The organism is Methylobacterium sp. WL1 (genome assembly GCF_008000895.1).
Lineage (GTDB): Bacteria > Pseudomonadota > Alphaproteobacteria > Rhizobiales > Beijerinckiaceae > Methylobacterium.
This window is the reverse complement of sequence record NZ_CP042823.1, coordinates 2,904,161-2,922,921: the sequence shown is the minus strand read 5'-3', so window position 1 is coordinate 2,922,921 and position 18,761 is coordinate 2,904,161. Positions and strand designations below refer to the sequence as shown.

Below are 18,761 nucleotides of genomic sequence, written 5' to 3'. Positions count from 1 at the left end.
GACTTGCCGGCGCGCTGACCATGCCGGCACCGACTTTTCACACTGCGATTCGGCGGCGGATAGTGATCCCTCGCGCGGGTCGGCATCGCTCAGGACCAATCATGCGCTTTACCCTTCTTGCCGTCGCGTTCCTGGCGGTCGGCGGCCTGTGCGCCTGCAACACCGACAGCCCGGACGGGCGCAGCGGCCTCGCCGACAGCTTCCGGCTCGACAATTACCGCGCCTCGAACGACACCAACGGCACCCAGACCCGGCGCGACGTGAACCGCGCCTACACGCAGCCGACCCTGCCTTCGATCGGCAACCGCGGGTTCTGAGCCCCCGGGCGCCCCGTCCCGGAACGCCGGTGCGGGGAAATTTGGTCGGGCGCGGGGAGCCGACCGGTCAGCGCTTCGCGATCGCGTCCGCGAAGGTCGTGATGCGGTTGCGGGCGTAGACCGGCAGGCCGGCACTGATCGAGCTGCCGGTGTTAAAGCTCGAATTGCCCATCAGCACCTGGGCGGGGAGCAGGTTCTTCAGCACGGGCACGCGGGCGTACTCGGCCTTGCGGTCCAGCACGTCGGCCTTGATGGCGAGCGCCATGTAGGTGGTCACCACCGTCTTGGTGGGATCGTTCGGCAACGGCTGGAACACCGCCAGGAACTTGCCGAAGCGCAGGATCTGGTTGACCCAGAAGATCGTCTGCTCCAGCCCATCCGTCACCGGCGTGTCGATCTTGGTCAGCGCCTTCAGGGCCGCCCCCTGGTCGGCGCCGAGCACCCGCAGCTCGCTCTGGAACGCGACATACTCGGCGATCTTCTTGGCCGAGCCCTCTTCGAGCTTGTTGGCGAGCTTCACGCCCAGCGGCAGCTTGCCTTCGAGATCGTACCGGGACTCGATGCAGGCGCCGGCCCCCTCGCACCAGGGCCGGTCCGGGCGCTTGGCGAAGGCGGCGGCCGGGTCCTTGTTCGGCGTCACCTCGCCGGTGGTGATCGCCTTGTGCTTGATCGCCGGGTCCATCTTCTGGACGAAGCCGAGATTGGCGAAAGCCTGGAGGTCGATCGCCTCGGGCGGCCGGGCGACCACGAACCGTCCTTCCGCCACGTAGACTTTCAGCGTCTCGTGCCGCGGCTTGGTCACGCCGTTCACCGTCACGGTGTAGTCCGGCTCCTTGTAGCCGGGGAAGGGCGCCAGCACCGCGGCCTCGGCCGGGCGGACCTTAAGCCAGTCCAGGTACGGGATCAGCCCGTTCTCGGGCGCCGTGGGGTTGTCGCGGTGATCCGTGAACAGGATCTGCCCCGGCTTGAGCGCGGCCGGATCGAGGGCGGTGACCGAGGGCACCTCCTTGATCCGTTCAAGCCCCGGCACGGTGTTGGCGGCCGGACTCTGCGCGCAGACCGGCGCAGCGGCCGTCAGAACGAGGGCGAGGGCGGCAGGAAACTGCGTTCGCAACGGGCATCTCATCGGTCGGAGCGGGTGGGTCAGTAGCCCGGGTCTTCGCCGAACAGGTAGTCCGGGTCGCGGCGGCGCGGCTGGCGCACGCCCTCGTCTCCGAAGGGCGAGCGCGCCGTCTGGCCGGGCCAGGGCCTGTAGGCGTCCTGGCCATAGGAATCCAGATCGCCCTGCGCACGGCGGCTGCGCGCAGCGGGGCGTTCGCCGAAGGGATCGAGCGGATCGGGGGCGGCGCGTTCGCCGGTCATGTTGCCGTAGTAGTCGCCGGCCACGCTCGCGCCGTCCTCGTTGCTGGAGAGGTCGCCGTCCTGCGCATCCGGCCGCATGGCGTAGAGGGTCTCGCGCGGCACCAGGCGGAACTGGGTGTCGGCCATCTGGCCGTCGCCACTGGTTCGGAAATGCTCGATGAAGCCGCCGCCCGCGACCCGCTGGCCGCTATGCGGGTCGATCGCCAGGTCGGCGATGAACGGCCGCGCCTCGGGGGAGGGGCCGCGCAGGGGCGTCTTCGCGATGCCGTTCGCCCAGGCCGCCTGCAGGATGGTGGAGGCGATCGGGACCGAGAGATGCCCGCCGGTCTGACCGCGGCCGAGCGTCTTGCGGCTGCCGTCGGCGTTGTCGTAGCCGACCCAGACCACCACGGTGATCTCGTTGGTGAAGCCCGCGAACCAGGCGTCGTTCTCGTTCTCGGAGGTGCCGGTCTTGCCGGCGACGTAGGCCGACACCTTGGACAGGGCCGCCGCGGTGCCGTGCTGGGTGACGCCCTGCAGCATGGTCTTGAGCTGGTAGAACGCGATCCGGTCGGCCGAGCCGATCCGTGTGGGCTCGCGGGCGGCGTGGGTGTAGAGCGCCTTGCCGTCCCGCTCGACCGATTCGAGCGCGAACGGCGCCGGTCGGGCGCCCTCGTTGGCCACCGCCGCGTAGAACCCGGCGAGGTCGAGCATCCGGACCGGCTGCGCGCCGAGGACGAACGGGTAGTAGGGCTCGCACTCGGCGTAGATCTGCGCCTCCAAGGCGATGTCGCAGACCCGCTTCAGGCTGGCCGGCGCCTTCGGGGCGATGCCCCCCTGCAATAGCCGGGCGGTGACGAGGTTCTTGGAGAATTCCAGGCCCCTGCGCAGGGTCGTCGGCCCGGAGCCGCCGCCCTCGTAGTTCTTCGGCGACCAGGAATCCCCGGATCCGCCGATCGGCGGCAGGGTCACGGCGGAATCCATCACCAGGGTGTTGGGCTGGAGCCCGGCATTCAGGGCGGCCAGGTAGGTCAGCGGCTTGAGGGTCGAGCCGGGCTGGCGCACCGCCTGAGTGACCCGGTTGAGCTGGCTCAGCGGATAGGAGAACCCACCCGCCATCGCCAGGATGCGGCCGGTCTGGTTCTCCATGACCAGGGCGGCACCCTGCACGTTGGGCCGGACCCGCAGCTGCGCCCGGGGCGCGCCGCGCCCCTCCGTGAGCTTGACCCGGACCACGTCGTAGAGCTGCAGCTTGCCCCGGGCGACGCCCGGATCGAGGGTTGCGGTGCGGCCGTCGGCAAGGCCGACCTTCACGGGTCCGCGCCCGGGCTCGAGGACGACGGCGACGGGCCAGTGCACGTCGTACAGGGTCGGCCGCGCGCTCTCCAGGGCCCGCAGCCACACGGGCTTCACCAGCGGCGCCGCCGGGGCCTTGAGCTTGGCCGCCTTTGCGCCCGCCTTGGCCTCGGGCTTCGCGGGGTCCTTCGCGGCCTCGGCCCGGGCCCCCGTCACGCCGGGCGCGCTCTGCACCGAGCCTTCCGGCGCGGGCGTCGCCGCCTGGATCCGGCGGATGCTGTCGGCGAGGTTGAGTTCGGGACCCGTGTAGGTCTGGCGCCCGGTGGCGCGCTCGTAGTTGGCGAGCCCGTCCTGCAGCGCCCCCTCGACGGCGCGCTGGAGCCCGGCATTGATGGTCGAGCGGACCGTGAACGAGCCGGCGGTCAGCGAATCCACCCCTGCGAAGGTGCGGGCCTCGCGGTTCAGGTAATCGACCACGTAGAAGCCCGAATCGCGCCGCGTCGCGTCAACCGGCTTCAGCCCGAGATCGGCGTTGACCGCGCCGGACATCTCGGCATCGGTGATCGTGCCTTCCTCCTTGAGGCGGGCGAGCACGTAGGCGCGCCGTTCGCGCGCCCGCTCCGGGTACTTGTCCGGACTGTAGAAGTTGGGTCCCTTCGGCATGCCGGCCAGCAGGGCGGCCTCCGGCAGGGTCAGCTGCCCGACCGACTTCCCGAAATAGCTCTGCGCCGCCATCTCGATGCCGTAGGCGCCGCGGCCGAGATAGATGCCGTTGAGATAGAGCCCGAGGATCTGCGGCTTCGAGAGGATCCGCTCCAGGCGGGCCGCCACGATCATCTCGCGGATCTTGCGCTCGTAGGTGACGTCGTCGCCGACCGAGAGGTTCTTCACCACCTGCTGGGTGATGGTCGAGCCGCCGGCCGGGCGCCCGGGCGAGGCGAGGTTGCCGATGAAGGCGCGGATCACGCCGCGCTCGTCGATGCCGTGGTGGCTCTCGAAGCGCTTGTCTTCCGCCGCGATGAACGCCTTCTGCACGAGGTTCGGCACCGCGGTGATCGGCACCACGAGCCGGCGGCCGTTCGCCTCGAAGGTCTCGGCGAAGGGCTTGCCCGACCCGTCGAGGATGCGGGTCATGCCGGGCAGGACCTTGTCCCGGAGCGCCTCGGCGGTGGGCAGGTCCTTGGTGGCGTTGTCGTAGAACTCGATGACCTCGCGGGCATTGAACGGCGAGATCGCCGGGTTCTCGCCCTTGCAGAACTGCTTGTAGCTGGTGTTCAGCTCGTCGAGGTTGAGCCCGTGCAGGATCTTCGGCGCCCCCGGCCCGGCGACGCTCGTCGGATCCTCCATGGCGGTGGTGATCAACTCATCGAGATTGATGTCCTCGATGTCGAACGCCTTGCGCATGTGGGCGCAGCCGTCGCGCAGCAGGCGCACGACCTCGGCCTGATCGGTGAACGGATCGAACTGGGTCCGCACCACGTCCGGCCGCGTCGTGACCTGGCTCAGCGTCAGGGCCGTCGCGAACAGCTTGATCAGGATGGCGTTCATGCGGTCCGGATTCGAGGGGGCGGCGGAGCGGGTGCGAACCTCCCGGGTGCGCCGCCGAACTGGGCGAGCACAACGCGGCTGTTTTAAGGAAAAGCCTGCCGGGGTGCCCCCCCCCCCCGCAAGCTTCGCCCTAGCACGTATTGACAGAACGTATTGACATCGAGGGGCGACCGGCCATGCTCGAGTGGGACGAGGCGAAGCGCCGGGCGAACCTCGCCAAGCACCGCCTCGATTTCCGGGACGCGGTCGCCCTGTTCGACGGCCGCCCCCGGCTCGAAGGTCCGGCAGCCATCCGGGACGAGGCGCGCCACGTCACGGTCGGGGTCCTGGGTGAGGTGCACGTCACCCTCGTCTGGACCTGGCGCCTGGATCGGCGGCGGTTGATCTCGTTCAGGAGGGCGCGGCGTGAAGAACGACAAGCATACAGACAGGCATTCGTCGGCGGATCTGACAGCGATGGTTGAGCACGGCGACAGCGAGAGTGACTGGGACGCCGTGAAGGCGCTGACCGATGCCGACGTCGACGCGGCCGTTTCGACCGATCCCGACGAGGCCGATCTGGAGATCGACTGGAGCCAAGCGGTCATCCATCCGGAGTCCCGGAAGAAGATCGTGACCATGCGGGTCGATGCCGATGTCCTGGCGTTCTTCAGGGAACAGGGACGCGGCTACCAGACCAAGATCAACAGCGTGCTGCGCGCCTACATGGATCATGCGCGCAAGGAGCCGGATCGACCCCTTCGATCAGGCGGAACCAATTCCCGCCGGTCGTCGTAGGGTCGCCGGCGCGGCCGGTCCTCATGGCCGAACGGCGCTTCTGAAGGCGCCTCGCGAGGACCGGCATGATCAACGACCTCTGGTACAAGAACGCGGTCATCTACTGCCTGTCGGTCGGCACCTTCATGGACGCCAACGGCGACGGCATCGGAGACTTCGCCGGGCTCGAGCGGCGGCTGGACTACATCCAGGGCCTGGGCGCCACCGCAATCTGGTTGATGCCGTTCCAGCCCTCGCCCAAGCGTGACGGCGGCTACGACATCTCGGATTATTACGGGGTCGATCCCGATTACGGCTCGCTCGGCGATTTCGTCGCCTTCGCACACGCGGCCAAGCAGCGGGGCCTGCGGGTGCTGATCGACCTCGTGGTCAACCACACCTCGGACAAGCACCGCTGGTTCCAGTCGGCCCGTTCCGACCCGGACTCGCCCTACCGCGACTGGTACGTCTGGTCGAAGGAGCGCCCGGCCGGCACCGACGAGGGCATGGTCTTCCCCGGAGTCCAGGAGACCACCTGGACCTACGACGAGAAGGCCGGCGCCTGGTACTTCCACCGGTTCTTCGACTTCCAGCCCGATCTCAACACGGCCAACCCCGAGGTGCTGGCCGAGATCTTGAAGATCATGGGGTTCTGGATCGAGCTCGGCGTGTCGGGCTTCCGGATGGATGCGGTGCCGTTCGTCATCGCCGAGAAGGGGGCCGACGTCGGCGGCAAGCCGCGCGAGCAATTCGACATGCTGCGCGACTTCCGCGAGTTCCTGCAATGGCGCAAGGGCGACGCGATCATCCTGGCCGAGGCCAACATCCTGCCGAAGCAGGACCTCGACTATTTCGGCGACGACGCCGACCGCATGCACATGATGTTCAACTTCCAGGTCAACCAATCGACCTTCTACGCCCTGGCCGCGCACGATGCCCGCCCTCTGGTGAAGGCGATCGAGCGGACCAAGCCCCGCCCGCTCTCGTGCCAGTGGGGCATCTTCCTGCGCAACCACGACGAGCTGGACCTCGGCCGGCTCACCGAGACGCAGCGGCAGGCGGTGTTCGCCGAATTCGGACCCGAGAAGGGGATGCAGCTCTACGACCGCGGCATCCGGCGCCGCTTCGCCCCCATGCTGGCGGGCGACCCCCGTCGCATCCGGCTGGCCTACTCGCTGATGTTCACCCTGCCGGGGACGCCGGTGATCCGCTACGGCGACGAGATCGGCATGGGCGACGACCTGGGCCTGAAGGAGCGGGACTGCGCCCGGACGCCGATGCAGTGGACCGCCGAGCACAAGGGCGGCTTCTCCCGGGCCGAGCGGACGGTGCTGCCGCCGATCGATCACGGTCCCTACGGCTTCGCGCACGTGAACGTCGCCGACCAGCGGCACGACCGGGGCTCGCTGCTCAACTGGATGCAGAGCATCATCCGCCACCGCAAGGAGGCGCCCGAGATCGGCTGGGGCGACGTGACGGCGGTGCCCACGGGTAAGGCCTCGGTTCTCGCCCTGCGCTACGCATGGCGTGGCAACGCCATCCTGTGCGTGCACAACCTCGCGCCAGAGCCGATCGAGATCGCCCTCCGCTCCGGCGTGCCCGAGCCGGAGCCCGACATCCTGGTCGACGTGCTCACCGGCTCGCGCAGCGACGCCGGCCCCGAGGGCAGCCACTGCCTGTTCCTGGAGGGCTACGGCTACCACTGGTTCCGGGTCGGCGGCCTCGACGCCCTGCTGAAGCGGACCCCGGGCTGACGGGCGCCTCGCCCCCGTCCGCCCGGCGCGCTAGGGATGTGCCGGAGCGAGGATGCACATGGTTCGGACCAAACATTACCCCTCGGACGCGACGATCGCGGACGTGCTGCCCGGCCTCGAGGATGCCGAGGGCTACCTGCGCCAGGTGCTGGTCACGATGCGGATGTGCCAGAAGCATTACGGCGACGCCTGGGTCCGGATCGGGGTCACCGGCAAGGCGACGGCGCCGTCGTACCGGGTCGACCGGCCGGACGCGTCCTCCGCCCCGCCCGAAGCCGGAACCACGGAGCCGGGCACGGCGATCTTCGGCGCCTATGGCGGCCGGTCCCACGACCGCTTCACGAAGGTCAACACCGCCGAGACCCGGTGGAGCAGCCGGTCGATGGGCATGGCCGAGATGCTCGCGCTCCACGACAGCCTGCGCCGGCCGAAGGACGGATCGGCCTGAGCGGCCGCGGGGTGCCGCACGGCCGGTTCTGCGCTAGAACCCGGTCCAGAGCGCCGACGGCGGCGCAGCCAACCCGCGGAACCCCATGCCAGGAACGCCCCGCGCCGGGATCATCCCGGTCACGCCCTTCCAGCAGAACTGCACGCTGATCTGGGACGACGCCACCAAGGTCGGCGCCGTCGTCGATCCGGGCGGCGACCTCGACCGGATCGAGGCCGCCATCCGGGAGCAGGGCGTGCGGGTCGAAAAGATCCTGCTGACCCACGGCCATGTCGACCACGCCGCCGGCGCCGACGAGCTGCGCGAGCGGCTCGGCGTGCCGATCGAGGGCCCGCACCGCGCCGACAAGTTCCTGCTCGATTCCCTGCCGGAGACCGCCGCCAATTACGGGATCGGCGAGGGCAGGGCCGTGACCCCCGACCGGTGGCTCGACGACGGCGACGCCGTGACGGTCGGCGAGCTCGGCTTCGACATCCTGCACTGCCCGGGCCATTCGCCCGGTAGCGTCGTGTTCGTGAGCCGGGACGCACGCTTCGCGCTGGTCGGCGACGTGGTGTTCAAGGGCTCGGTTGGCCGCACCGACCTGCCCGGCGGCAACCACGAGCAGCTGATCCGCGCGATCAAGGAGAAGGTCCTGCCGTTGGGCGACGACATCTCCTTCATCCCCGGCCATGGCCCGACCGGCACGCTCGGCGAGGAGCGCGTCTCGAATCCGTTCCTGCAGGGCTGACACCATGGACAAGCGTCGCATCGGCCGCTCCGACCTCCGGGTCGCGCCCTTCTGCCTCGGCGGCAACGTCTTCGGCTGGACCGCGGACGAGGCGACCTCGTTCGCCATCCTCGACCGGTTCGTGGAGCGCGGCTTCGACTTCATCGATACGGCGAACGTCTATTCGCGCTGGGCGCCCGGCCACCGGGGCGGTGAGTCCGAGACCGTGATCGGCCGCTGGTTCGCGGCGCGCCCGGGCACCCGGGACGGGATCGTGCTGGCCACCAAGGTCGGCATGGACATGGGTGACGCCGGCAAGGGCCTGTCGGCGCGCCATATCGAGCAGGCCTGCGAGGCGTCCCTGCGGCGGCTCCAGACCGACCGGATCGACCTCTACCAGTCGCATCTGGACGACGCGGAGGTGCCCCTGGAGGAGACCCTGCGGGCCTACGAGCGCCTGATCGCTTCGGGCAAAGTCCGGACGATCGGGGCTTCGAATTACGGCGCCAGCCGCCTCGCCGAGGCGCTGGCTGTCTCGTCCGCCTCCAGCCTGCCGCGCTACGAATGCCTGCAGCCGGATTACAGCCTCGCCGAGCGCGGCTACGAGGCGGAGCTCGAACCGCTGTGCCGGGCGGAGGACATCGGGGTGATCGGCTACTTCTCGCTGGCGGCCGGCTTCCTCACCGGCAAGTACCGGTCCGCCCAGGATGCGGCGGGACGCGCCCGGGAGAACCGCGTCGCGAAGTACCTTACCCCGCGCGGGCTGGCACTCCTCGACGTGCTCGATTCGGTGGCCCGGGACCAGCGCGCGACGCAGGCCCAGGTGGCGCTGGCCTGGATCATCGCCCGGCCCGGCATCACCGCGCCGATCGCCAGCGCGACGTCGGTGGCGCAGCTCGACGATCTGCTGGGTGCTGCCGAACTGCGGCTTTCCGCGGACGCGATCGCTCGTTTGGACGCGGCCAGCGCGGGCGGCATCGAGGGCTAACGGGGCGTTAAGCGCGGAGCCTCAGAAAAGCGGGTGTACGGGCGCGTGCGAGCCCGTAAAATCGTGCAATCTCAACGCGGAACCCCTATATCAGGTGGACCAAGCGAGAGCGCAGGCGTGGGCGCCCGACGGCGCGAGTCCCTCCGTCGCGAACTGGTCCGCCTGCCCGAGGAATTTCATGGCCGACACCCCTCCGAACGAGCCCGCCGAGTACGGCGCGGAATCGATCCGCGTGCTGAAGGGCCTCGACGCCGTCCGCAAGCGGCCCGGCATGTATATCGGCGACACCGACGACGGCTCGGGCCTGCACCACATGGTCTACGAGGTGGTGGACAACGCCATCGACGAGGCCCTGGGCGGCCATGCCGACCTCGTCACCGTGCAGCTCAACGCCGACGGCTCTGTCACGGTCTCCGACAACGGCCGCGGCATCCCCACCGACATCCACAAGGAGGAGGGCGTCTCGGCGGCCGAGGTCATCATGACCCAGCTGCACGCGGGCGGTAAGTTCGACCAGAATTCCTACAAGGTCTCCGGCGGCCTGCACGGCGTCGGCGTCTCGGTGGTGAACGCGCTGTCGTCGTTCCTGAAGCTCCGGATCTGGCGCAACGGCATGGAGCACGCGATGGAGTTCCGTCACGGCGATGCCGTGGCGCCGCTTGAGATCGTGGGCCCCGGCGAGGGGCGGCGCGGGACGGAAGTCACGTTCCTGCCCTCCACCAACACCTTCACGATGATCGAGTTCGACTACGGCACGCTGGAGAAGCGGCTGCGCGAGCTCGCCTTCCTCAACTCGGGCGTGCGCATCGTCCTGACCGATGCGCGCCATGCCGAGCACAAGCGCGAGGAGCTGTACTACGAGGGCGGCATCGAGGCCTTCGTCCGGTACCTGGACCGGTCCCGCAAGCCGATCGAGGGCATGGCCAGCCCCGTGGTTGTCCGCGCCGAGCGCGAGGGCATCCGCGTCGAGGTCGCGTTGTGGTGGAACGACTCGTTCAACGAGACGGTGCTGCCGTTCACCAACAACATCCCGCAGCGCGACGGCGGCACGCACATGGCGGGCTTCCGGGCGGCGCTGACCCGCCAGATCACCGGCTACGCCGATTCGTCGGGCGTCTCGAAGCGCGAGAAGGTCTCGCTCACCGGCGAGGATTGCCGCGAGGGCCTGACCGCGGTCATCTCCGTGCAGGTGCCGGATCCGAAATTCTCGTCGCAGACCAAGGACAAGCTGGTCTCCTCCGAGGTCCGCCCCGCGGTCGAGAACGTGCTGAACGAGGGCCTGTCGACCTGGCTCGAGGAGAACCCGCAGCAGGCCCGCTCGGTGATGGGCAAGGTCGTGCTGGCGGCCTCCGCCCGCGAGGCGGCCCGGAAGGCCCGCGAGACCGTGACCCGCAAGGGCGCGCTGGACATCGCCTCGCTCCCCGGCAAGCTCGCCGACTGCCAGGAGCGCGACCCGTCGAAGTGCGAGATCCTGCTGGTCGAGGGCGATTCGGCCGGCGGCTCGGCCAAACAGGGCCGCGACCGGGCGTTCCAGGCGGTGCTGCCCCTGCGCGGCAAGATCCTCAACGTCGAGCGGGTGCGGGCCGACCGCATGCTGTCCTCGGCCGAGATCGGCACGCTGATCACGGCGCTGGGCGCCGGGATCGGCCGCTCGTCCACGGACCGGGAAGGCTTCAACCCGGAAAAACTGCGCTATCACCGCATCATCATCATGACCGACGCGGATGTCGACGGCTCGCACATCCGGACCCTGCTGCTGACGTTCTTCTTCCGCCAGATGCCGGAGCTGATCGACCGCGGGCACCTCTACATCGCCCAGCCGCCGCTCTACAAAGCCGAGCGCGGCCGCAGGGCGATCTACCTGAAGGACGAGCGTGCCCTCGAGGACTACCTGATCGACCAAGGGACCGACGGGGCAATCCTGCGGCTCTCGACGGGGGCGGAGTTCACCGGGCCGCAGCTCAAGAGCCTGGTCGAGGAAGCCCGCGGCTTCCGCAACGTGCTCCAGGGACTCCACACCCGCTACGACCGCTCGGTGGTCGAGCAAGCGGTGCTGGCCGGGGCGTTCGACGGGGAGGCGGCATCCCGGTTGGGCGAGGCCGAGGTCCTGGCCGACACGACCGCGCGCCGCCTCGATCTGATCGCCGACGAGATCGAGCAGGGCTGGCAGGGTGAAGCCCACGAGGGCGGCTATCGCCTCACCCGGACCCTGCGCGGGGTCAAGCAGGTCGCCACCCTGGATGCCAGCCTGATCTCGTCTCAGGAGGCCAGGCGCCTGTCCGAGCGCGCCGACGCGTTCCGGGAAATCTACGGCGAGCCGGCGACGCTGATGCGCAAGACCGACGAGACCGTGCTGCACGGGCCCGTCGCGCTGTTCGAGGCCGTCATGGCCTTCGGCCGCAAGGGCCTCCAGCTCCAGCGCTACAAGGGGCTCGGCGAGATGACCGCGCAACAGCTGTGGGAGACCACGCTGGACCGCGAGGTCCGCTCCCTGCTGCAGGTGAAGGTCAAGGACACGACCGACGCCGACGACCTGTTCGTCAAGCTGATGGGCGACGTGGTCGAGCCGCGGCGGGAGTTCATCCAGGACAACGCCCTGAGCGTCGCCAACCTGGACGTGTGATCGGGTTTTCCGGAGGCGACCCGCAACGACGGCGGCCACCCACGTTGGCCGCCGTCGTTGCATTCTGATCGGCGGAACCCGGCTTATCCGGAACACGCCACAAGACCCTGGCAAACGATCGTACGGCGGCGCTTTCGGGATCGGCATGTCGTTCGCGTGACAAATTTCAACGCTCGGGCGCTCGTGTTCCTCGTTTCATGAGATGTAACACTCAAATAGCGCCATGATAGAGATCAGTCCAACGGCGCCTATTGAAAATAGTAAAGCGACACTAGAACTAAAGATTAAAATATTTCAGCGTGGCAAATAAAACTTGTCATTGCGTCAAGCATCGAATGATATCGCGTCGGCTTCGAAAATCGAATCGCCGCGGACCGGACGTCGTTGATGCGCTTGACTATAAAGACCCGACTCGTTGCCCTTCTGGCGATCCTGGGCACGCTGCTGTTGGGCACGACCGCGCTCGGTAATATGGCGCTGCACTGGAACACGCGAAGTCTGCAGACGGTCTTCGAAGATCGCGTCGTTCCGCTCGGTCAATTCAGCGGGTTGCGCGACGCCTACGACAACTTGGTGGAGGCCTCGCGCGCCCTGAGTGGCGGGCGCTCCGATCCGCGTTCGGGGGCCGAGATCATCCAGCGCGCGCAGGCGCAGGCGAAGCGGCAATGGGCCGATTACCTCGCCACGTATCTGACCCCCGAGGAGAAGATCCTCGCCGGGGAGCTCCAGGCACAGATCGACCGGAACGACACGATCATCGGAGATCTCGGGCGCCTCGCCGGCACCAACCAGGCGAGCGCCTATGCGGAACGGCATGTGGACCTCCTGAACGCGATGGTTCGGACTCAAGCCTCCCTTCGAAAGCTGACGGGCTTGCAGATCCGGGAGGCGCGGGAGGCGTTCGAGACCGCGCGGACGACGTCGGGCTGGACCGGTGTCCTGCTCCTCGCCGCCTTCGTGCTTGCCACCGTCGCGATCGTGTACGGCATCGTGACCGTGCTCAAGCAGGTCGCCGGGCCGCTCGCCGGGATGACCGCGGCGATGACCCGCCTGGCGTCCGGAGACGTGGAGGTGCCGGTTCTCGGCGCGAACCGCCGGGACGAGATCGGCGCCATGGCCGGCGCCGTGCAGGTGTTCAAGGAGGCGCTGATCGCCAAGCGCCGTGCCGACGCCGAGGCGGCCACGGAGAACGAGGCCAAGGACCGTCGCACGCTGGCGCTGGACGCGGCCACCCGCACGTTCCGCGGCGAGGTCTCGAAGATGACCCAGACCCTGTCGGCCGCCGCGGAGGAGATGGAGGCGACCGCCCAGGCGATGAGCCGGACCGCCGACCAGACGGCGGCGCAGTCGCTCAGCGTCGCCTCCGGCGCCGAGCAGACCTCGGCGAACGTGCAGACCGTCGCCGCGGCGAGCGAGGAGCTTGCGGCCTCGATCGGCGAGATCAACGTGCAGATCGTTCGATCCTCCGAGATGGCCGAGCGCGCCGCCGCCGACGCCGCCCAGACCAACGCGATCATGCAGGGGCTCGCCGACGGCGCCGAGAAGATCGGCGCGGTGGTTGAGCTGATCAGCGGCATCGCGGCGCAAACCAATCTCCTCGCCCTCAACGCCACGATCGAGGCGGCGCGCGCCGGCGAGGCGGGCCGGGGCTTCGCGGTGGTGGCGGGCGAGGTCAAGGACCTCGCCGCCCAGACCGCCAAGGCCACCGAGACCATCTCCCGGCAGATCGCGGCCATCCAGGGGGAGACCCACCGGGCCGTCGAGGCGATCCGGACGATCTCGACGACCATCGTGGAACTCCGCGCCATCGCGGTCGGCGTCACGGCGTCCATGGAGGAGCAGGGCGCCGTCACCCAGGAGATCGTCCGCAGCGTCACGCAGGCGGCCGAGGGGACACAGGCGGTGACGAGCTACATCGGGGCGGTCACCGCCGCCGTCGGCGAGACCGGAGCCTCGGCGTCGCACGTCCTGATCGCCGCGACGGAGCTCTCGCACCAATCGGAACGGCTGACCGTCGAGGTCGCGGACTTTTTGGCCAAGGTGCAGGCGGCCTGAACGGGCGCGGCGGTCGGACCGCGATCCGACCGACCAGGGCTACGGCGCGCCCGGTTCCGGCAGCCGCATCAGCGGCTCGCCCATGCGCAGGCGGGCCCCCTCCTGGAGGCTGGGCGACAGGGTGAAGCCCGGCGGAGCCAGGACCACGATGGTCGAGCCGTGCTCGAACCAGCCCATCTCCGCGCCCTTTTCCAGGCGGGCGGTGCAGGGCAGGGGGCGGCCACCGGTCCGGCGCAGGGCCACACCCTCCGGCAGGAAGCCGAGACGCAGCCCCGCCACCAGAATCGCCGCCACCGGCACCAGGGTGACGGGGTGGCCGGCGATCCGCAGGCGCAGCACCGCCCGCTCGTTGCGGCAGAACAGGGCCTCGACGCGCTTCAGCGCGATCGGGTTCACGTTCCAGGTGTCCCCCCAGATGTGGCGGACCGTTTCGACCCGCAGGTCGTGGGGGGCGTGGAAGCGGTGATACATCCCGGCGGTCAGCCGCAGGGTCGCGTAGGCGCCGCCCTCGTGGGCGCGCGCCAGCGCCGCGTCGCCCCCGAGCAGGTCGGCGAGGCTGTACGAGAGGCCCTTGATCTGGAGAAGCCGCCCGGCCTCGATCCGGCCATGCGCGCCCAGGATCGCGTCGCTGGGGCTGACCAGGACGTTCGGATCCCCGGCGATCGGCCGGGCACCGGGGCGCAGGGCCCGCACGAAGGCCGCGTGCAGGCTCGGGAACCGTGCCTCCCGGGCGTCGCTGAGATCGACGTCGCAGAACAGCCGCCAGGTGGCGATCGAGACGTCGCGCACCAGGGGCTGCTCGATCCGGCTGAACCAGCCCATGAACCGGGTGGCGAGCCGGCGCGGCAGGCGGTTGGTGAGCAGGAAGTTCAGATCCTCCTGGGCGCCCACCTGCGCCAGGGCGCGCCGTAGCCGCGATCCCGAAACCGTCATCATGCCGTGAACCACCTCCGATACGGCGTGGGGCGATGTCCGCACTCCTCGCCACCCTGTCCGCCACCGCCGCAGCGGCTTTGTTCGCCCTGCCGAAGGCCGCGCAGCGCCTGCAGTTGTCGCGGGCCAAGCATCCGTCCCTGACCGGCCACGCCCGGATGGCCCGGCGCGTGGCCGGGCTGATCCCGCACTACGCCTACTCGCAGCGCGCGTTCTTCCGCTCCGACGATCCGGACGAGACCGTGGCACTGCGGCGGGAGAACGGCTTCGCGCGGCTCTCCGAACTCTACCGCGCACGGTTCGCCCGCACCCGGGCCGAGACCGACGCGGTCCGCGACGGCCTCTCCGACCTGCAATTCACCGGGCTGTACCGGGTGCCGTTCCAGTATGCCGGCCACGTGCGCGCGCATCTCGGCGCCGGGGCCTTCGCGGCGGCCTCCGACGGCGTCACGGTCACGGACCTCGACGGCAACGTCTTCTACGACCTGGCCGGCTCCTACGGGGTCAACCTGTTCGGCGTGGATTTCTACCGGGCCTGCCTGGAGGAGGGCACCGCGAAGGTCGCGGCCCTCGGGCCGGTCCTCGGGCCGCTGCACCCGGTGGTCACCGGCAACGTCGCACGGCTCAAGGCGCTCTCGGGCCTCGACGAGGTCTCGTTCCACATGTCCGGGACCGAGGCGGTGATGCAGGCGGTGCGGCTCGCCCGCTACCACACCGGCCGGCGCCGGATCGTGCGCTTCTGCGGCGCCTATCACGGCTGGTGGGGTGAGGTGCAGCCGGGCATCGGCAACCCGGTGCCGACCCGCGACACGCTCACGCTGGCCGACATGTCGGACCGGACGCTGCGGGTGCTGGGCAGCCGTCGGGACGTCGCCTGCGTGCTGGTCAACCCGCTCCAGGCCATGCATCCGAATGCCGGCGCACCGTCCGATTCCGCGCTGGTCGACAGTGCCCGCAAGGCCGCCTTCGACCGCGCCGCCTATACGAAATGGCTCGCGGCTTTGCGCGCGGTCTGCACGGCCAACGGCATCGTGCTGATCTTCGACGAGGTGTTCCTCGGCTTCCGCCTCGCACAGGGCGGCGCCCAGGACTATTTCGGCGTGCGTGCCGACATGGTGACCTACGGCAAGACCCTGGGCGGCGGCCTGCCGGTGGGGGTGCTGTGCGGCCGGGCCGACCTGATGCGGCGCTTCCGGGACGACCGCCCGGTGGACATCTGCTTCGCCCGCGGCACCTTCAACGCGCATCCCTACGTGATGGGCGCCATGAGCGCGTTTCTCGATCGCCTGGAGACGCCGGAGGTCGCCGCCCTGTACCGCGACCTCGACGCGACCTGGGATGCCCGGGCCGCGCGCCTCAACACGCTGCTGGCCGAGGCCGAGCTGCCGGTGCGGGTCTCCACCCTGTCCACGGTCTGGACGGTCCTCTACACGCGGCCGTCGCGTTACAACTGGATGCTGCAATTCTACCTGCGTGCCGAGGGGCTGGCCCTGTCCTGGGTCGGGACCGGCCGGATGATCTTCAGCCTCGCCTACGACGACGCGGCGTTCGAGGCGGTCGCCGCCCGGTTCGTGGCGGCGGCGAACGCCATGCGGGCGGATGGCTGGTGGGACGGTGGCGCCACGACCGACAAGGCGATCCGCAAGGCGATCCTGCGGGAGGTCGCGGCGATCCGACTGGGCAAACTCGGCGCTCGTCTTGGCCTCCGGGCGCCGGACCAGGTCTGATCGGGTTTCCAAAGGGCCTCCGGCCCTTTGGCAGGGTTCGGGGCGTGCAGCCCCGAGTTTGCAGGGCTCTGCCCTGCACCCGCAAAAGGTCCAGGACCTTTTGAAACCTGGACTTTGCCCGGCATCACCGAGGCGGGGGGAGCCCCCCGGCTCGGCGAGGCCGGGTAACGATCAGGCGCCGTGCTCGTGCGGCTCGTGCTCCTCGACCATCTCACCCTGCAGCAGGGCCAGCGGCGCCCTGTAGTAGAGCTTGATGTCGTGGAACGGGTCCGTGAGGATCTTGGTCGCCCAGACCAGGCCGGTCTGCACGTCGCGCACGAAGAACAGCTGCACCGTGCGGAACAGCAGGCCGGCCATCGCGAGCCACAGCCAGATCCAGCCGACGTTGCGGATCAGGTCGGTGGTCGTCTGGTGCGGCGAGATCAGGCCGAACAGGCTCGGATCGAAGTAGAGCGGCAGCGGCGACAGCGCCCAGATCGCCAGCAGCACGATCTTGCGCTGCAGATTGTAGCCGACCTTGATCTCTTCCTTGTGCTCGTGCGTCGCGTGGTTGACGTGGTCGTAGCCCTTCGGCTCGAAGAACAGGTGGCCCGCCTGCCGGCTCGTCATCGCCAGGAGCCAGCCGATCAGCGCCGCCGTCGCCGGATCCTTGAAGGCCACCGCGTAGGCCACCAAGAAGCTCACGGCGCTGACCACGTGCAGGCTCTGGTTGATCCGGTTGTGGTGGTAATAGCGGTGGTCGTCCCAGCGCTGGACGCGCAGGGTCTCAAGAAAACTCGCCATGCCGTGCTTCTCCGATCGAGGGTGGGGGACGGGTCAGAAGGCGCGCGGTCAGGCGTCGCGCTTGCGCAGGCGGATGAGGGAGAAATGGCCGAGCGGCGGCAGGGCCCGTCGCTCCACGACCTCCACGGGTGCCGTCGCGGCCCAGGCGGCGTAGCGCTCCCAGGAGAACTCGGTCCGCCATCCCAGGCGGCTCGTGATCGGCATCAACGTGTGCTCGATCAGGCGCCGCAGGCCGCCCTCGGCCCCGATCCGGGTGGTGATGACGATCTCGCCGCCGGGACGCAGCACCCGGGCGAACTCGTCGAGGGCCGCCTCGGGGTTCGGCACCGCGGTCACGACGTACTGGGCGACGACCACGTCGAAGGACGCGTCCGCGAAATCGAGATGCTCGGCGTCCATCACGGCGAGGCGCTCGACGTTGCGCAGCGCCAAGCGGGCGACGCGGCTGCGCGCCTTCTCCAGCATCGGCGCCGAGATATCGATCCCGACGATGCTGGCGGCCCGCCGATAGGCCGGCAGCGACAGGCCGGTGCCGACACCGACTTCGAGGACACGTCCGCCGATCCGTTCGGCGGCCGCCGCCGCCAGGGTCCGGCCCTGGGCGAAGACCGGGCCGAACACCAGATCGTAGACCGGTGCCCAGCGGCCATAGGCCTTGGCGACGCCGTCGCGATCGAGGTCTGGACCGAGCGTCGCCGCCCGCGGTGAACCGGTGCCGTGCGTTCCGAGGGCCATGAGGGTCCTGTCTCTCGCTGTCTGTCAGGTTGAGGCGCCCGGCCGCCGGCCGCGCCGCGCGCCGATGGATCCGGGGTTCGGGAAAGGGCGGGCTCAGGCCCGGATCGGAACCGTGCGGGGTTCGAGCCGGCCGCTGGCGGCGCTGTCTCGGGCGGGGGGCGGACGATCCGCCGATGACATCACGGACATCGCGAGCGCCCGGCGATCAGATGGGACGGCGGCGCCGGTGGCGCATCATCAAGCGGAACGTCATCGGCCCCACACCGTATCCCCGCAGCGATCTTTCCGCCGGCAAAGCTATGATTGTCGTTTGACGATGTTGTGACATCACAAAAGGTTCTTTTACCGATATGCACTTCGCTGGCAAAGCATTCGCCGCGAACAAAACCTTTCGGCATCGGGAATCGTCTTGCGCCGCGGCCTTAGAGCCGTTCCCGACCGCGTTGCAAGCGGACCGGCTCGCAGTCCTGGATTCGACCCGCTTACTGATGCCGAACCGGTATCCCGTCGGCGGAAAGCGCTCCGGCAGATGGATGCGTGGCGTTGGAACCGGCATCGCCGACGCGGCGCCCGCCGAAGGGGTCCGGCGTCGAACGCGGCGCGGCGCCGTTCACGATGATGGCAAATGTCCATCCGGACGCCTCAGCGCGCGCGCGTGCATCGGCTATGGTCCGAATACCACACGGCCGGCGGACGGCGTGGCCGACATCATCTCGCCCTGTTATCGACGAGATGTTCCCCGGTATCG

The 18,761-nt window shown here is 69.4% G+C and carries 15 protein-coding genes; 10 read left to right on the top strand and 5 right to left on the bottom strand.

The features are described 5' to 3' along the window. The first annotated feature begins 101 nt into the window (after nt 1-101). Nucleotides 102-317, top strand: a complete 216-nt coding sequence (locus tag FVA80_RS14285) for a hypothetical protein (RefSeq protein WP_147908294.1) — start codon at nt 102-104, stop codon at nt 315-317. 67 nt (nt 318-384) lie between these two features. Here the strand turns inward: FVA80_RS14285 and FVA80_RS14280 are convergent, their stop codons facing one another. Both FVA80_RS14280 and FVA80_RS14275 read right to left on the bottom strand, forming a co-directional pair. Then, nucleotides 385-1,443 carry a hypothetical protein gene (locus FVA80_RS14280; RefSeq protein ID WP_187193688.1) on the bottom strand — a complete coding sequence of 353 codons (1,059 nt, stop codon included), beginning with the start codon at nt 1,441-1,443 and terminating at the stop codon, nt 385-387. Nucleotides 1,444-1,460: 17 nt separating this feature from the next. After that, on the bottom strand, nt 1,461-4,502 hold the full coding sequence (locus tag FVA80_RS14275; RefSeq protein ID WP_147908292.1) for a transglycosylase domain-containing protein: 3,042 nt from the start codon (nt 4,500-4,502) through the stop codon (nt 1,461-1,463). A 176-nt stretch (nt 4,503-4,678) separates the two neighbouring features. Between FVA80_RS14275 and FVA80_RS14270 the strand changes: the two genes are divergently transcribed. From FVA80_RS14270 to FVA80_RS14235, 8 genes are all read left to right on the top strand, one after another. Then, a complete protein-coding gene (locus FVA80_RS14270; protein WP_147908291.1) occupies nt 4,679-4,966 on the top strand; it encodes a BrnT family toxin in 288 nt (95 codons plus the stop codon). Next, on the top strand, nt 4,908-5,279 hold the full coding sequence (locus FVA80_RS14265; protein ID WP_246692397.1) for a BrnA antitoxin family protein: 372 nt from the start codon (nt 4,908-4,910) through the stop codon (nt 5,277-5,279). The genes FVA80_RS14270 and FVA80_RS14265 overlap by 59 nt, the downstream gene beginning before the upstream one ends. 65 nt (nt 5,280-5,344) lie before the next feature. Beyond that, nucleotides 5,345-7,012, top strand: a complete 1,668-nt coding sequence (locus FVA80_RS14260; protein WP_147908290.1) for an alpha-amylase family protein — start codon at nt 5,345-5,347, stop codon at nt 7,010-7,012. A 58-nt stretch (nt 7,013-7,070) separates the two neighbouring features. Then, on the top strand, nt 7,071-7,460 hold the full coding sequence (locus tag FVA80_RS14255) for a hypothetical protein (RefSeq protein WP_147908289.1): 390 nt from the start codon (nt 7,071-7,073) through the stop codon (nt 7,458-7,460). Nucleotides 7,461-7,545: 85 nt separating this feature from the next. Further along, nucleotides 7,546-8,190, top strand: a complete 645-nt coding sequence (locus tag FVA80_RS14250) for an MBL fold metallo-hydrolase (RefSeq protein ID WP_147853884.1) — start codon at nt 7,546-7,548, stop codon at nt 8,188-8,190. Nucleotides 8,191-8,194: 4 nt separating this feature from the next. Beyond that, on the top strand, nt 8,195-9,157 hold the full coding sequence (locus FVA80_RS14245; RefSeq protein WP_147908288.1) for an aldo/keto reductase: 963 nt from the start codon (nt 8,195-8,197) through the stop codon (nt 9,155-9,157). A gap of 178 nt (nt 9,158-9,335) precedes the next feature. Then, nucleotides 9,336-11,780: a DNA topoisomerase (ATP-hydrolyzing) subunit B gene (gyrB, locus tag FVA80_RS14240; RefSeq protein ID WP_147908287.1), complete on the top strand. Its 2,445-nt coding sequence runs from the start codon at nt 9,336-9,338 to the stop codon at nt 11,778-11,780. Nucleotides 11,781-12,167: 387 nt separating this feature from the next. After that, nucleotides 12,168-13,835 carry a methyl-accepting chemotaxis protein gene (locus tag FVA80_RS14235; protein WP_147908286.1) on the top strand — a complete coding sequence of 556 codons (1,668 nt, stop codon included), beginning with the start codon at nt 12,168-12,170 and terminating at the stop codon, nt 13,833-13,835. 39 nt (nt 13,836-13,874) lie between these two features. Here the strand turns inward: FVA80_RS14235 and asd are convergent, their stop codons facing one another. Continuing rightward, nucleotides 13,875-14,771: an archaetidylserine decarboxylase gene (asd, locus tag FVA80_RS14230; protein ID WP_147908285.1), complete on the bottom strand. Its 897-nt coding sequence runs from the start codon at nt 14,769-14,771 to the stop codon at nt 13,875-13,877. Nucleotides 14,772-14,803: 32 nt separating this feature from the next. On the opposite strand from asd, the gene FVA80_RS14225 reads away from it, so the two are divergent. After that, nucleotides 14,804-16,495, top strand: coding sequence for an aminotransferase class III-fold pyridoxal phosphate-dependent enzyme (locus FVA80_RS14225; protein ID WP_147908284.1), 1,692 nt, complete (start codon nt 14,804-14,806; stop codon nt 16,493-16,495). A gap of 171 nt (nt 16,496-16,666) precedes the next feature. Here FVA80_RS14225 and FVA80_RS14220 read toward each other — a convergent pair whose 3' ends face one another. Both FVA80_RS14220 and FVA80_RS14215 read right to left on the bottom strand, forming a co-directional pair. After that, nucleotides 16,667-17,278: a hypothetical protein gene (locus tag FVA80_RS14220; RefSeq protein ID WP_147908283.1), complete on the bottom strand. Its 612-nt coding sequence runs from the start codon at nt 17,276-17,278 to the stop codon at nt 16,667-16,669. Nucleotides 17,279-17,326: 48 nt separating this feature from the next. Then, nucleotides 17,327-18,013: a methyltransferase domain-containing protein gene (locus FVA80_RS14215; RefSeq protein WP_147855540.1), complete on the bottom strand. Its 687-nt coding sequence runs from the start codon at nt 18,011-18,013 to the stop codon at nt 17,327-17,329. Nucleotides 18,014-18,761: the final 748 nt, after the last annotated feature.